At 48.1% G+C, this 14,651-nt stretch carries 17 protein-coding genes; 5 read left to right on the top strand and 12 right to left on the bottom strand.

All coding sequences use genetic code 11. From position 1 onward, the window contains the following. Nucleotides 1-69 precede the first annotated feature (69 nt). Nucleotides 70-297: a YceK/YidQ family lipoprotein gene (locus OGX96_RS20665; RefSeq protein WP_003832117.1), complete on the top strand. Its 228-nt coding sequence runs from the start codon at nt 70-72 to the stop codon at nt 295-297. Here OGX96_RS20665 and OGX96_RS20660 read toward each other — a convergent pair whose 3' ends face one another. Continuing rightward, on the bottom strand, nt 298-675 hold the full coding sequence (locus tag OGX96_RS20660) for a MysB family protein (protein WP_008784346.1): 378 nt from the start codon (nt 673-675) through the stop codon (nt 298-300). Nucleotides 676-1,367: 692 nt separating this feature from the next. Between OGX96_RS20660 and OGX96_RS20655 the strand changes: the two genes are divergently transcribed. Continuing rightward, nucleotides 1,368-2,699 (top strand): sensor domain-containing diguanylate cyclase, encoded by a 1,332-nt coding sequence (locus OGX96_RS20655; protein WP_048236462.1) that lies wholly within the window; start codon nt 1,368-1,370, stop codon nt 2,697-2,699. A 64-nt stretch (nt 2,700-2,763) separates the two neighbouring features. On the opposite strand, the gene mdtG is transcribed toward OGX96_RS20655, so the two are convergent. Continuing rightward, on the bottom strand, nt 2,764-3,984 hold the full coding sequence (gene mdtG, locus OGX96_RS20650) for a multidrug efflux MFS transporter MdtG (RefSeq protein WP_048235661.1): 1,221 nt from the start codon (nt 3,982-3,984) through the stop codon (nt 2,764-2,766). Nucleotides 3,985-4,139: 155 nt separating this feature from the next. Then, on the bottom strand, nt 4,140-5,060 hold the full coding sequence (locus OGX96_RS20645) for a Kdo(2)-lipid IV(A) acyltransferase (RefSeq protein WP_003036136.1): 921 nt from the start codon (nt 5,058-5,060) through the stop codon (nt 4,140-4,142). 220 nt (nt 5,061-5,280) lie between these two features. Between OGX96_RS20645 and trhO the strand changes: the two genes are divergently transcribed. Beyond that, nucleotides 5,281-6,333: an oxygen-dependent tRNA uridine(34) hydroxylase TrhO gene (trhO, locus tag OGX96_RS20640; protein WP_048226980.1), complete on the top strand. Its 1,053-nt coding sequence runs from the start codon at nt 5,281-5,283 to the stop codon at nt 6,331-6,333. Nucleotides 6,334-6,378: 45 nt separating this feature from the next. Here trhO and OGX96_RS20635 read toward each other — a convergent pair whose 3' ends face one another. From OGX96_RS20635 to mdtH, 9 genes are all read right to left on the bottom strand, one after another. Then, nucleotides 6,379-6,954, bottom strand: coding sequence for a YceI family protein (locus tag OGX96_RS20635; RefSeq protein ID WP_286584151.1), 576 nt, complete (start codon nt 6,952-6,954; stop codon nt 6,379-6,381). 1 nt (nt 6,955) lies between these two features. Further along, nucleotides 6,956-7,522 (bottom strand): cytochrome b, encoded by a 567-nt coding sequence (locus tag OGX96_RS20630; protein WP_286584150.1) that lies wholly within the window; start codon nt 7,520-7,522, stop codon nt 6,956-6,958. Between the two features lie 262 nt (nt 7,523-7,784). After that, nucleotides 7,785-7,898, bottom strand: coding sequence for a YceO family protein (locus OGX96_RS20625; RefSeq protein ID WP_003036148.1), 114 nt, complete (start codon nt 7,896-7,898; stop codon nt 7,785-7,787). A gap of 55 nt (nt 7,899-7,953) precedes the next feature. After that, the gene (solA, locus tag OGX96_RS20620; RefSeq protein WP_286584149.1) at nt 7,954-9,069 is read right to left on the bottom strand and encodes an N-methyl-L-tryptophan oxidase; all 1,116 of its coding nucleotides are present in this window, start codon (nt 9,067-9,069) and stop codon (nt 7,954-7,956) included. 114 nt (nt 9,070-9,183) lie between these two features. Further along, nucleotides 9,184-9,438 (bottom strand): biofilm formation regulator BssS, encoded by a 255-nt coding sequence (gene bssS / locus OGX96_RS20615; RefSeq protein WP_003036154.1) that lies wholly within the window; start codon nt 9,436-9,438, stop codon nt 9,184-9,186. A 340-nt stretch (nt 9,439-9,778) separates the two neighbouring features. Then, nucleotides 9,779-10,024: a DNA damage-inducible protein I gene (gene dinI / locus OGX96_RS20610; protein ID WP_003036157.1), complete on the bottom strand. Its 246-nt coding sequence runs from the start codon at nt 10,022-10,024 to the stop codon at nt 9,779-9,781. Between the two features lie 65 nt (nt 10,025-10,089). Next, entirely contained in the window at nt 10,090-11,136 is a 1,047-nt protein-coding gene (gene pyrC, locus OGX96_RS20605) for a dihydroorotase (RefSeq protein ID WP_032942952.1), read from the bottom strand. Between the two features lie 105 nt (nt 11,137-11,241). Next, nucleotides 11,242-11,802, bottom strand: a complete 561-nt coding sequence (locus tag OGX96_RS20600) for a lipoprotein (protein WP_020996498.1) — start codon at nt 11,800-11,802, stop codon at nt 11,242-11,244. A gap of 114 nt (nt 11,803-11,916) precedes the next feature. Then, nucleotides 11,917-13,125: a multidrug efflux MFS transporter MdtH gene (gene mdtH / locus OGX96_RS20595; RefSeq protein ID WP_003832142.1), complete on the bottom strand. Its 1,209-nt coding sequence runs from the start codon at nt 13,123-13,125 to the stop codon at nt 11,917-11,919. Nucleotides 13,126-13,384: 259 nt separating this feature from the next. Here mdtH and rimJ point away from each other — a divergent pair, with 259 nt between their 5' ends. After that, entirely contained in the window at nt 13,385-13,969 is a 585-nt protein-coding gene (gene rimJ / locus OGX96_RS20590) for a ribosomal protein S5-alanine N-acetyltransferase (protein ID WP_003832145.1), read from the top strand. Nucleotides 13,970-14,003: 34 nt separating this feature from the next. Then, the gene (locus tag OGX96_RS20585) at nt 14,004-14,651 is read left to right on the top strand and encodes a YceH family protein (protein ID WP_020996497.1); all 648 of its coding nucleotides are present in this window, start codon (nt 14,004-14,006) and stop codon (nt 14,649-14,651) included.

Raw genomic sequence — 14,651 nt, 5'->3', positions numbered from 1 at the left:
GTAACGTGAAAATACCGGCCTGGTGCCGGTATTTTTTTATATTGAATAGAATGAGTCGTGAGGTAGCAGGTGCGAATATTGGCTGTAGGAATAATGATCTTCTTCCTGAGCGGATGCGGCAGCATTATTAGTCGTACCATCCCAGGGCAAGGACACGGAAACCAATACTATCCTGGCGTGCAATGGGATGTTAGGGACTCCGCATGGCGCTACGTCACTATCCTCGATCTGCCATTTTCGCTGGTGTTTGATACGTTGCTGCTGCCGCTCGACATACATCATGGACCTTACGAGTAATTATCGCTCATCCCATTCATCGGCTGCGGTCTGTCCCTCTTCAGTATCAAGGGGAGGTTCCAGCTGGAATTCACCTTCATCCCATTCGTGAAGCGTATTTTCTTCCTGCCACTCCTGGCGGATTTCAATTTCATCATAGTCGCCATCAAAAACGCTCTGGGCCGCTTCTCCGCTCAGGATTGGAAGACATTCACCATCTACATCATCCTCGTCAGCAAAGAATTCCGCCTGCCACATAATGTCGCCATCCTGTAGCACGTATTTTTGGACGCTTAGCTGTTGAACGCTGGCGTCGTCTGACTCAAGGTCAGGGTTATCAGCCAGAAACACTTCACGAGCTGCATCAATAGCCTCTTCCAACGTGGCATAAAAATTCATGTCATTCTTTGCCATATTTCTTCTCCTAAGGCGAACAATAAAGGGGGATGATTCAATCTATAGACGGCGATCCGCAGAGCGTCAAACCCGTTAGCTGCATGGCTCACTCAATCAGATGATTACTGCCTGCAATGCCTACGAGACTGGGGGAAAGTAACTTCGGTTGTTTATGAAAAAATTTACATTGGCAGATACTGAAGCCGACGTAATATCAGGAAAAAAATTCAAGAAAAAATAGTAATGTATGTGGTTTGCTATGTAGTAATGAAAATCGAAAAATTAAAAAATGACGTTATATAAGGAAATCTTCAGGGTTAAACGTTATTTTTTATGTGTTTTAGAGGGGGAATCCGATCGCTTATGACGTAATATTTCATAACTTAATAAAAACAAAGAAGAAAATTAATGCCCTATACGGAAGTGTCGCAGGTGCAATCAATGAAAGTGGCTAAACTTAGTGGTGTCGCTGGTAGTGACAAAGTATCTTTTGTGTATGGGGGCTGTGAATGGTGTGAGTGATACTAAAATAGTATACATAATAAAATGTTATTAATGACAAAGGTTATAAATCTATAAGAAACCATTAAATAAGAAATGAATTAGTGTCATTGAATCTGTGCAGATATAATAGTTTGCAAAATCTTATGCTTTATTATATAAAATGCAAAATTAAGAGAGCCCTTAAGGTTGTTATGGATAACGGCAATTCAAATAATAGAAGGTTAATGGCTTTCTATATAATCTGTTTGGCTAGCTATGTTCTTGGTGGAGTGTGTCTTACACAATTTAAATTAACGATACAAAGTGTGCCGCAAACAGTATATCTGATTATAATTGTAGGGTTATTCTTTTTATATGGGATAATCTTCCTGTTTATGTTATTCCAGTATCTTTGTAGAAAAGATCTCACCTGCCTTATGATATTAGGTATGGCGTTTCTTGGGAATAACATATTTTTCATCGAGACTATCTACATCGTTCAGGACTTGATTAATGATTATGCCTCAATCGAAAAAAGAACTAACGATATAGCCATATTCTATTACTTTCGGCAGATTAGTTTCATTGCTCTGCTATTTGTTTCATTAAAATCTTATAAAGTATCCTCGACAGTTATTGAAACCAAAGAAAGAGAACCTTGCTATATCGTTCTGTCTTTTTTAATCATGCTTGTTATCGCGGTGGTGGCGCACGCTCTGGCCAGTTACAACCCTAATTTTACACTCGAGATCACAAGCCTGAAGCCTGATAATGTCACCGTGCACTGGCATATTGGGTACATTTATTCGCTTATTGTATCCTGGGGACTGGTCCTGTTGTATTTAATCATTAAAACCAGAACGCATAACATCTTGTGGAAAAGTATAGGGCTACTGTGTTGCTCAGCAATATTGACCAATGTACTACTTCTGAGCCTGGATGAATATAGCATGTATATTTGGTATGTAAGCCGGGGGATTGAGGTGATAAGTGCCCTGTGTATAATCTCAATACTGATGTACAACACCTTCATCATCTTAAAAAAAGAAACGGATTCAGCTATTAAAGACGCAATGACTAAAATATATAATCGTAAACTATTCTATAAGTCATTAAAATCATCATTAGCAAAAGGCACAGTATGTGTAATGGTTCTGGATATTGATAAATTCAAACGGATTAATGATACTTACGGTCATCAGGAAGGTGACAGAGTGATAATCAGCATTGTCGATATTGTCAATAAATCAATCAGAGATACGGATATTTTTGCCAGAGTAGGCGGTGAAGAATTTGCGATCCTTCTTAAGTGTAACGATAAAGATGAGGCAATTGTTGTTGCAGAGCGAATTAGGCGAAATGTAGAGAATGGTACGACAATACCAAATTCGTATGAGTTAAAAGAAAAAATGACGATAAGTATCGGTGTATATTGTAGCAAAATTGATGATGAATCAGCGGATAAAGTTGTTTCATACGCCGATGCCGCATTGTATGAAGCCAAAAATTCTGGCAGAAATAAGGTGTGTTACTATTATCATTAAGGTTGAAATATACGCCGTGTAAGATAAGTTTATTATTCCGAACCGGCGAATACAAATACACAAATCATCCCACGACCTCTGTACTCCGACGACGGCGCAGGCTATTCCACGAGTACAGGGCGTTAAACAGTACGACGCCCGCGGTCACACAGAAAACGGCACGAAAACCGTAGTTGGCGGATATCGCTGCCCCCATTAGAGGTCCTGTTACGTTACCGATATCGCGAAATGACTGGTTATAACTGAAAATACGTCCAGCTATTTGATTGGTCGAGTTGTAAACCAGCAGCGTTTGTACCGCCGGGAGCAGAGCGCCGTCGGCCGCACCCAATAAAAAGCGCAGAACACCAAGCTGCAAGGGCGTATGGACAAATGACATTGGAATAAGCAGTAACACAGAAACGATCAGCGCGACGATCAGGATCTTCTCCGGGCCAATTCGATCGCCTAATTTGCCAAGTTTCGGGGCGCTGATTAATGCCGCAACGCCGGGGACAGAGGCTATCATCCCACTGATAAATGCAATATTGCTGACGTTGCCAGCCAACTCTCGAACGTACAGGGTCAGTATTGGCGCGATAGAACCGGTGGCTACCTGAATGATCAAAGTGGTGATAAACAGGCTCAGCACCAGTTTGGGGTTCTTTAAAGAGGCCACGACTTCACGAATGTGCAGCATCTCCTTCTTGCTCACCGGCTGGAAACGCTCGCGGATAAAAAATAGCGTCAGGATGAAGCAGACCAGCAGCACGCTGGCGGTGATGAAAAATACAGGGCGTAATCCGTACTGATCCGCGAGCAGCCCGCCAGCTAGCGGCCCGAGCAGTGCGCCACTAACGCCACCGGTTGAAAGCGTTCCCAGTGCCCAACCGCTTTTATTGCGTGGAACCTGGGTGGCGATCAGTGCATTCGCATTGGGGATGAATCCACCAAGCAGCCCTAACAAGGCGCGCAGGATTAAGAACTGCCAGATATTTTGCGCCAGTCCCATCAGCAGCATCACAATTGCCATGCCCAACGCGGAACGCAGCAGCATGATTTTTCGTCCTTTGCGATCGGCAAGGCCACCCCAGAAAGGAGAGGCAATGGCTGAAAAGAGAAAGGTGATGCTGAAGACCAGGCCTGACCACATATTCAGGGCGCTATGACCCGTGACGCCGAGACTCTCGACGTAAAGAGGCAAAAAGGGCATGACCAGGCTAAATGCTGCTCCGGTTAAAAAACAACCTAACCAGGCAACGGTGAGGTTGCGTTTCCAGTTTATGGGGGCATCTGAGGGTGACATAGCGATCCGCAGTGTGATGCGCTGTTTGCGCTATCGATTGAATATAAGTAAGCAGGCTAATTATGCGCCTGGTTGATAGTTGCTGCAATGCGGATAGCAGTTAAACCTAAAACGGGTAGGGAGCGGGTTGCAGCCCATTGGGCTGCAACTCTGCGTCAGTACAGAGAAGGGGAGCCTTCAGGACGCGTCTTGAAGCGACGATGCAACCACATATACTGCTCTGGCGCCATCATGATGCATTGCTCAACAATTTTGTTCATCCACGCAGCTGTAGTCTCTGCGTCGTCCAACGGTGGTGAACATTCTGGAGGCAACATAATCAATTGATACCCTTTACCGTCAGGTTTGCGGCGGGGAACAAACGGTACCAGGCAGGCATTGGACATGCGCGAAAGCATCCAGGTCCCTGAGGTTGTTGCGGCTTGTTCAACGGCAAAAAGTGGTACAAACACGCTGGCGCGAGGGCCGTAATCATGATCCGGCGCGTACCAGACCACTTCGCCCTTTTTCAAGGCTTTAATCATCCCTTTCAGGTCTTTACGATCGAGCATTGATTTATTCGAGCGCATGCGGCCCCAGGTTTGTAGCCAGTCCAGCAGCGGATTGTCATTAGGGCGATACACACCAATACCCGGCTCCTGCAAGCCAAACTGGCGCGCACCCAGTTCCAGAGTCAGAAAGTGCAGACCCACTAACAGAATCCCGCGTTTTTGCGCCTGAACATCACGGATATGTTCCATTCCGATCACTTCCGTCCAGCGCGAAATACGCTTATCGGACCAAAACCAGGCCATCCCGGTTTCCATTACGCCCATGCCTACTGATTCAAAGTTCTTGACGACCATCTGCTGGCGTTCCTGCTCACTCATCTGCGGGAAGCACAGTTCCAGATTTCGGGAAACAATTTTTGCCCGACGTTTCATCAAACGTAGCGCCAGTCGACCTAACGCACAGCCCAACTTAAAGAGGATGGGGTAGGGTAACTGCACGATTAACCAAAGGATGCCAATACCCAGCCAGGTTAACCAATAACGTGGATGCAGTAACGCAGCCGAAAACTTGGGTAAATTCGTCATGTCTATCCTGTCTTCAAACGACCAATTCCCTGTATTGTCGCATTTTTTCGCGCGTATCAAAAATTTGTGACGGGAGAACGGTGATTAATTCCGCAATTGTTGTTGCGATTTTATCGTAAAGTATGAAATGTAGCGTAAAATGTGTGGATGTAAATTGGCGATGTTTGCTTTATTATGCCGCCGATTTTCATTTATTCCTTATTTGCAGGATACGTACACCATGCCAGTGTTACACAACCGCATTTCGAACGACGCCCTCAAAGCCAAAATGCTGGCCGAGACCGAGCCGCGCACGACGATCTCATTCTATAAATATTTCACCATTGCCAATCCTCAGCACACGCGTGATGCGCTGTACCAGATGTTCACCGCATTGAACGTCTTCGGGCGAGTATATCTTGCCCATGAAGGAATTAACGCGCAAATCAGCGTACCGCAAAGCAACGTCGAGGCATTTCGCCAGCAGCTCTATGCGTTTGATGCTGCATTGAAGGATTTACGTCTGAATATTGCGCTGGATGATGACGGTAAATCGTTCTGGGTACTGCGTATGAAAGTCCGCGAACGTATCGTGGCGGATGGTATTGACGATCCAGATTTTGACGCCAGCAACGTGGGTGACTACCTGAAGGCGGCTGAAGTGAACGCCATGTTGGACGATCCTGACGCGGTATTCATTGATATGCGCAACCACTATGAATATGAGGTGGGTCATTTCGAGAATGCGCTGGAGATACCGGCAGACACGTTCCGCGACCAGTTGCCGAAAGCGGTTGAAATGATGCAGGCGCATAAAGATAAAAAAATCGTGATGTACTGCACGGGTGGGATCCGCTGTGAGAAAGCCAGCGCCTGGATGAAACACAATGGATTTAGCAAAGTCTGGCACATTGAGGGCGGTATTATTGAATATGCCCGCAAGGCGCGTGAACAGGGGCTTCCGGTACGTTTTGTCGGTAAAAACTTTGTCTTTGATGAGCGTATGGGCGAAAGGATCTCTGAAGATGTTATCGCGCATTGCCATCAGTGCGGCACGGCGTGCGATAGCCATACTAATTGCAAAAATGATGGCTGCCATCTGTTGTTTATTCAGTGCCCGGCTTGTGCGCAGAAATATAAAGGCTGCTGTAGCGAGCTGTGTAGCGAAGAGAGTGAGTTGCCGGAAGAGGAACAACGGCGTCGTCGTGCGGGGCGTGAAAATGGCAATAAAATCTTCAATAAATCACGCGGTCACCTGAATACCAAACTGGGTATTCCAGACCCTGCGCAATAACATGATGCCGGATGAGGGGTAGTACCTCATCCGGTAATTCATGCGTTACTTCTGCTGAACACCTTCCACTGAGATGATCAAATCGACTTCCTGCGATGCAGGGCCGAGATCGGTGGTGATGTTGAAATCCTTCAGCTTAATCTTACCTTGCGCTTCAAAACCAGCGCGCGTACCGCCCCAGGGATCGCCACCCTGACCGATGAGCTTCGCGTCCAGCGTAACCGGTTTGGTAACGCCGTTCAGGGTCAAATTACCGGTGATATCCAGGTCATTTCCCTCTTTTTTCACGCTGGTGGAGCTGAAGGTCGCCTGCGGGAATTTTGCCACGTTAAGGAAATCTGCACTGCGCAGATGCTTGTCGCGTTCGGCGTGATTAGTGTCAACGCTGTTGGTGTTGATGGTTATGTTAACCTTATCGGCTGCGGGATTTTTCTCATCAAAGGTAAACGTACCGTCGAAATCTTTGAAAGTGCCGTACAGCCAGCTGTAACCCAGATGCTGAATACGGAAATTAACAAAGGCATGCTGTCCTTCCTTGTCAATTTTGTAATCTGCCGCCACGGCCGACCCGGTGGTGAATAACAGAGAAGCGAGTGTAAGTCCCAGCAGGTTTTTTTTCATTTTAAGCTCCATAGTCAGATGACGATTTTCCCAACATGCGATTGAGGGTATCGTCGTTATCAATAAAGTGATGTTTCAGGGCCATCAGTCCGTGTAGTAGGGATAAAATCACCACGGTCCACGCAAGCCACAGGTGCAAGCTACCGGCGAGGTCGGCCTGGGAACCCGCATTGGCCAGGGTGGCGGGAATGTCGAACCAGCCAAAGACGCTTATCGCTTTGCCATCTGCGGTGGAAATCAGATATCCGCTGATGACTATTGAAAAGAGCAGCAAATAAAGTACGAGGTGACCCATTGCCGCGACGATACGGGTTAAACGGGAGTAGCTTGCCAACGCAGCAGGCGGAGGGGAGAACAACCGCCAGATAACGCGGATAACCAGTCCCATCATGAGTAGGATGCCGATGCTTTTATGCAGTTCGGGGGCCTGGTGATACCAGCCATCATAGTAGCTAAGCGTGACCATCCATAACCCCAACGCAAACATGCCATATACAGCAATCGCAACCAGCCAATGTAATGTGGCTGACACTACACCATAGCGCTGTGGAGTATTATTGAATTGCATAAGCACACCGATTGATATTTCAGAAGTGAATGAAAATGGCGTGTAAAAGACATTAATGCAACTAATAAATAACAATAGTGATGATATTTATTTTTTGTTCAATAAAGTTGATTGATTGTTGAGGTAATCATCAAGGGATTAGTGCGAAAATATGTGGCGGGGCTTAGTCTATGGGGTGTTATGGTTTTTGTTATTATTCAGTTTATTGCAATAAAAATTAAGCTAATCTCAATTTTTGTCAACTATTGTCAGCGCGCAGGAATTAGAAAAACATAATATATATTACATCCATAATGGCCAGCAGCGACCATAAAATAATGTAGAGCATAAGGTGCTCGCGAATATTATTAACCAGATAGTGAAAGATACGGCGCATTGACGTTATTCCTGTCATTAAAAATGGCCTCACCAACGAGGCCATTCATTTATTATCACTTAAAACGGCTTAGCCTGAAGGGGGTCAGGTCAAATTCAGACGGTTTGTCCTGAGCGAAGTCTGCCGCAATCTCTCCCAGTACAGAAGCAAACTTAAAGCCATGTCCGCTCAGTCCGGTAATGATCAGCGTGTTGTCATGTTCCGGCAGAGTATCAATTATAAAGTCTTCATCTGGTGAATTATCGTAAGTGCAGGATGCGCCGTGCAGGCAACAGCCAACGCCAGGCAGAATTGTGCGCAGGAATGGGAAGGCTTCAGAACCGTCGCTGGCTACAGCGGCAAATGGCTTACGCTCTTCTGCAGAGTGAATTACCTGTCCGCCATTGTGCTTACCAATTTTCAGCTCGTCGTTTTCAGCCGGGAAACCGTAGTATTGATCGCCATTTGGCAGTTCGCCGGTGAAGGCCGGAAAGTTATTCTTAACGCTGTAGCGCCCATCGGCCTGATACCAGGCGAACACTTTGCGCACCGGTTGTATCGGTAGTTCAGGAACTAAAGCCTGCACCCAGGTACCGGCGCTGATCACTGCTTTCTTCGCGTGGTAGTCACCGTCAACCGTTTCTACCGTGATGCCATCATCAACGTGATGAATTGCGCTGACCGGGCATTTAAACAGTTGCGCACAGCCTGCTTCTTCCGCCAGACGGATCCAGGTTTTAATTGCTAACTCACTGCGTAAAAAACCGGACTCCGCTTCAAACAGACCGATATAGTTGTCAGGTACGCGAATTTCCGGCCAGCGAGCCATGATGGCCGCTGCATCTAATTGTTCAACGTTAAGTTGCCACTGTTTTGCGCTTTGCGCTGCAGTTGCTAAGAAGGTTGACTCTGCCGGACCGAGGTTGATAACTCCGGAGCGAACAAAAATCGGTTCTTCATTATGGGTGGACAGTTCATCCCACAATGTTTGCGCACGTAGCACCAGCGGAACGTATTTTTCGCCTTCGCCATAAGCATGACGAATTAATCGAGTATCGCCGTGGTGACTGCCCTGTTGATGTGGTGGCATATGCGCATCGATCATCAGAACCTTCAGACCGGCACGAGTGGCATAGTATCCAGCTGCGGCGCCTACCGAACCGCTGCCAATAATGATTAAGTCGTATTTCATCCGCTTCTCTCTGCAATCGCGATAGTAGAAGGGTAAATAACTGACCTGGAATATTCAACCTGGAAATAAGAAAGGCACCGCTAAGGTGCCTTTTGATGGTTGGATGTATCAGGTTTAATGTCGCTGATACTCATTTACCTGGTAATCGCCAGATTCAATTTTGGCGATTCCTGCTTCTAATATCGAAATAAATTGCCTGGCAACATCAGTGGTTAACCAGAGCGTTTGACCAACTTCAGTCCCATCCGGGTCAGGGCGGTTCGGGGTTTGGTAGTGCAAACGCAGCATCAGCGCATCGTAGCTATCAACAGTGCTGATGTCCCACCCTACAAGCGGATGAGTCTGAATGACTTCATTATTCTTTTCCATCATGCCCCCTAATTCGTGTTACTAGACAACGGTTTTCGAGGTTCAATGCGTTTTTTTCTGAAGCAACTTCAGTATATCAATAAATAAGGGTATTCATTGAAAATTTAAAGAGGGAAGGGCATAAATTTTTTGTTTTCAGCGTTATCTGACTAAGAAACCGACATGTTATTCATTTTTTTTTAGTATGTTGCACAATTATTTTGTTGTTTTGGTTAAAAGATAATCGGTGGGTTAATATTAAATTAAATGCTCGTCAGAAGAAATGCGCGATTGATTACAAGATAGCGTGTATAAAAAAGCCGGGGCGACCCGGCAAACAAACATCACTGCATATCATTATTTATTCGTTGATGAACCAGTCATCCGCGCTTTCCCAGGTTTCCTGTAGGATCTCGCTGATGCGCTCTTTGTCCTCTTTGGTCGCGCCAATAACCGACAGATTGTTTGCGCCGGCATAACGGACGGTAACGTTACCTTCGTTATCCGGAAAATGGTGCTGAATACGGCGGGAGAGTTCACCTGCCAGTGCGTCAATTGCACCGGCAGGTAAAGGTGAAGTTTTGGCAATAGTGACTTCAATACGCATAGTAGCCCCCTGTGGAATATACTGTTTATTTATACAGTTATTCGAATCGGTTGGCTACACTTTTTTTAGCTTTTTACTGACCAGCGTACCGTTTCGCCACCCAGGAAAGGCACCAGCGTATCGTCTTCCAACGCTATGCTCTCAGGAACCAGGTGCTCCACGCGTTCCAGCTCAATAAAGGTCTCATTTACCGGCAAACCATAGAACTGTGGGCCGTTGAGTGAGCAGAAGGCTTCGAAATGGTCCAGCGCATTCATCTCTTCAAACACGGTGGCATAGCTGCCTAGTGCGGTCGGTGCATTAAAGCATCCAGCACAGCCACAGCTTGACTCTTTGCGATGACGTGCGTGCGGCGCTGAGTCGGTACCGAGGAAGGCGCGCGTAAACCCGCTGGCAACCAGTTCACGCAGCGCCTGTTGGTGGACGTTACGTTTGAGGATCGGCAGGCAGTACAGGTGAGGACGAATCCCGCCAACCAGCATGTGGTTGCGGTTAAACATCAGGTGCTGTGGCGTAATAGTCGCTGCCAGAAGCTCGTTACCGTCGCGCACGTATTCGGCAGCATCTTTGGTAGTGATATGCTCGAACACTACTTTCAGCGAGGTCAAACGCTGGCGCAGCGGTTCCATCACTGTTTCAATAAAGCGCGCTTCGCGATCGAAAATATCGATATCTGCATGCGTCACTTCGCCGTGCACCAGCAGCGGCATACCCAATTTTTCCATCCTCTCCAGCACCGGCATGATGGCGTCAATAGAGGTTACGCCATGCGTCGAGTTGGTGGTGGCATTGGCCGGATAGAGTTTTGCTGCGGTGAATACGCCTTCGTTAAATCCACGTTCCAGCTCGTTGGGATCCAGCGTATCCGTTAAGTAGCAGGTCATTAATGGTGTGAAGTCGTGTCCGGCAGGTACCGCGTCAAGAATGCGCTGGCGATAAGCGATAGCCGCGTCAACCGTGGTGACGGGCGGTGCCAGGTTCGGCATGACAATGGCGCGACCATAAATTTCACTGGTGTAGGGCACGACAGTTTTTAACATGTCGCCATCGCGAAAGTGAAGATGCCAGTCGTCTGGGCGGCGGATCTTTAAAACCTGGGATGGTGCAGTCATTAATATGCTCCGGCTGAGGATAGTCTTTTTTGCCGGAAACAAAGGATAAGCGGAAACGTTTTCGTTTGCACGAAAAAAAAGGGCGCATCGGCGCCCTCAGTTTTATTAGTCGGTGAACGGGATGATGATTTCCCCCGGTTTCACCTCAATTCCCTTCGCCAGTTTTTTCGCCAGTGCTTCACCCTGGCTACTGTCATCCTGCAGAATGTAGGCTGGCTGCTGGTTGAAATAGTTACGCAGCGACTGGTTTAAATAAGGCATCAGCGTTTGCAGTACCGACTGCATTTTTTCTGGTGTAACGGTCGCATCCACGACTTCCATCTCTTGCAGATAAATTGCGCCTTTCTCTTTGTTGAATACCGGTAAGGCTTTTAACTTCAGCTTCATGGTCGCTTTTTGGCTGCCAAACAGGGAATTCATGTCCAGGTTGGCGTCACCGGTCAGGGTCACTTTATTGGGTTCTTCACGGCCAATCTGACTGGCGAGATTATTTAGTACGATGTGTGCTTCAGCAACGCCGGGCAAGCCGATATCTTTAGAAAAGTTATTATGCTTTGCCAGGGCCTGATTAATTTCTTGCTCGCTAACCGTGTATTGCGTGAGTTGATTACAACCAACCAACAGGCCGCTGACAATCAGTGCAGCGGCAAAAAAAAACTTTTTCATGGGGTTCCTCAACATGATGCATGTGGCGTAATCGTGACACAAAGCATCATCGAGTACCAGCGCCCCGGACGCCAGCAGAAAAAACTGAAAAGCGCCCGGAAGCAGGTTCGGCTATCAGGCGTCTGGCTCCAGCATGCCTCTCGTTGGGCGTTTGAGACTGAATTGCCAGCCCAGCGCCAGGAAGGTGATGAGGCCGATAATACCGAGCATCATCCAGGGCAACTCAGGCTGTGCCAGGGCTTTGCCCATGTCAAACAGCCAGCCGCCGCCGATATATCCAATTGCGCCTCCGATAGCGAGCCCCAGTCGACTGAAGCCCATATAGCTTCCTCTGGCACGTGCATTCGCCAGTGAGGCGCTAAGGGTTTCACGCGCTGGTTCGGCGATGATCGAGCCAATATAGAACGTACAGATCAGGGTGAACAACTGCTGCAAATTCCCCACCAGACCGATCGGCATCATGCTCAGAGACATCACCAGCAGACCGGCCATCAGACGATGTTCAAGGCGAAAACGTTTTTCACTCCAGCGGGCAATTGGGTAGAGCAGCGTCAATGAGAGGCACGCCTCGATGGCATACATCCATTTCACAGCGGCCGGTGAACCTGCGATGTCGTTCACCATGATTGGCAGCATCAGCATCACCTGTACCGCCAGCATGTAATAGCCCGCCAGTGTCAGCACATAGGTGACAAAGCGCTTGTCATGCATCACGTGGCTCATCCCTTCGCGCACTGGAATTTTCACTGTCGACAGCTTCCATGCCGGGAGCAGCCAGGCGTTAAACGCCGCGCACAGAACGAACAAAATTGCGCCGGTGGCACAGACAAGACGGAAATCGTATTGCAATAACCAACTGCCAAGCAACGCGCCAACCACGGCCCCGGCGCTATCCTGCATCATCAGAATAGAGAAAAAGCGCCCGCGCTTTTCCGGGCGGATCAGTTTAACCACCAGCGCCGAGCGGGGTGGGTCAAATAGTGTACCGCCCAGTCCGGAAAGAAAGCAGGAAAACCACAGCAGCCACGGCTCATGGGCAATGCCCATGGTGGCGAACCCGGCAGCGCGCATCAGCATGCCGGTGACGATCATCGGTTTTGCACCGAAACGGTCCGCAATAGCACCGCCGAAAATACCCAACCCCTGCTGGATAAATTGACGTAATCCTAGTGCAATACCGACCATCACGGCGGCCCAGCCCATTTGGTCGACGAAACGAATTGAGATCAGCGGGAAAACGACGAAGAAACCCAGCACGACCAGCATATTATCGATGAGAAGGAAGTATTTACCCAGGTTCCTTGCCTGCGAGACTTGCGACATTTCCCCTCCAGGGAAAAACTCGTCACTCTGGATAGAGTTTAAAAGATAAGCACCTCCTATTCTGCGGTGTCGTCATCGCTTTTCCCACCCTTCGCGGGACAATATTTTTTTATCAAAAGTCCGTCTTGATAGAGAGTTTTCATCAAAATGTGTGAATAATTCAAAAAATGGCATTTTGCTCTTTTCACAGGGCGTATTCGCACAGGTATAGTAATGCGAATAGCGTATTGAAGACGTTACGGGAAGGAGTAGGTATAGAATGTTTGGCTATCGCAGTAACGTGCCAAAAGTGCGCTTAACCACCGACCGCCTGGTCGTGCGTTTAGTGCATGAGCGTGATGCCTGGCGTCTGGCAGATTATTACGCAGAAAATCGTCATTTCTTAAAACCCTGGGAACCTATTCGCGATGAAAGCCACTGCTATCCGTCCGGCTGGCAGGCGCGTCTGAGCATGATCTCTGAGTTTCATAAACAGGGCACCGCCTATTATTTTGCGCTGCTCGATCCGGACGAAAAAGAGATTATCGGCGTTGCGAACTTCTCAAACGTGGTGCGGGGATCCTTCCATGCCTGTTATCTCGGCTACTCCATTGCGCAGAAATGGCAGGGGCAGGGGCTAATGTATGAAGCCTTAACCTCGGCCATTCGTTATATGCAGCGCACGCAGCATATTCACCGCATTATGGCTAACTACATGCCACATAATAAGCGCAGCGGTGACCTGCTGGCGCGATTGGGTTTTGAAAAAGAAGGGTATGCCAAAGACTACCTGCTGATTGACGGGCAGTGGCGCGATCACGTGCTGACGGCGTTGACCACATCAGAATGGACCCCCGGCCGCTAAGTTTCAGATGCAGCCATGATTAATGGAGAAGACGATGAAATACGAATTAACCGCCACCGAAGCACGAGTGATTGGCTGTTTATTAGAAAAACAAGTGACCACGCCGGAACAGTACCCACTCTCCGTTAATGGAGTCGTAACAGCCTGCAATCAAAAAACGAATCGTGAACCGGTGATGAACCTGTCGGAATCGGACGTGCAGGAGCAGTTGGATAACCTGGTTAAGCGACATTTTCTGCGCACGGTGAGCGGTTTTGGCAATCGCGTCACGAAATATGAGCAGCGTTTCTGCAACTCTGAATTTGGCAATCTGAAGCTTAGTGCCGCAGAGGTGGCCATAATCACCACACTGCTGCTGCGGGGCGCTCAGACGCCTGGTGAACTGCGTAGCCGCGCATCCCGTATGTACGAATTCAGCGATATGGCCGAAGTGGAGTCGACGCTGGAAAATCTGGCGAACCGGGAAGATGGGCCTTATGTGATCCGCCTGGCGCGTGAGCCGGGCAAACGTGAAAGTCGCTATATGCACCTGTTTTGTGGTGAGGTTGATGAAGCCATTGCCGCGGCAGATGAACCCCCTGTAGCCTCCGGTGATCTGCAGGCGCGCGTGGAAGCGCTGGAAACGGAAGTCGCAGAGCTTAAGCAGCGACTTGATTCCTTGCTGGCGCACCTGGGAGACTAA

It is taken from the genome of Citrobacter sp. Cpo100 (assembly GCF_030332595.1).
In the GTDB taxonomy this organism is placed as follows: domain Bacteria; phylum Pseudomonadota; class Gammaproteobacteria; order Enterobacterales; family Enterobacteriaceae; genus Citrobacter; species Citrobacter portucalensis.
Note: the sequence above shows the minus strand (reverse complement) of the source record. Positions and strands in the feature narration are given on the sequence as shown.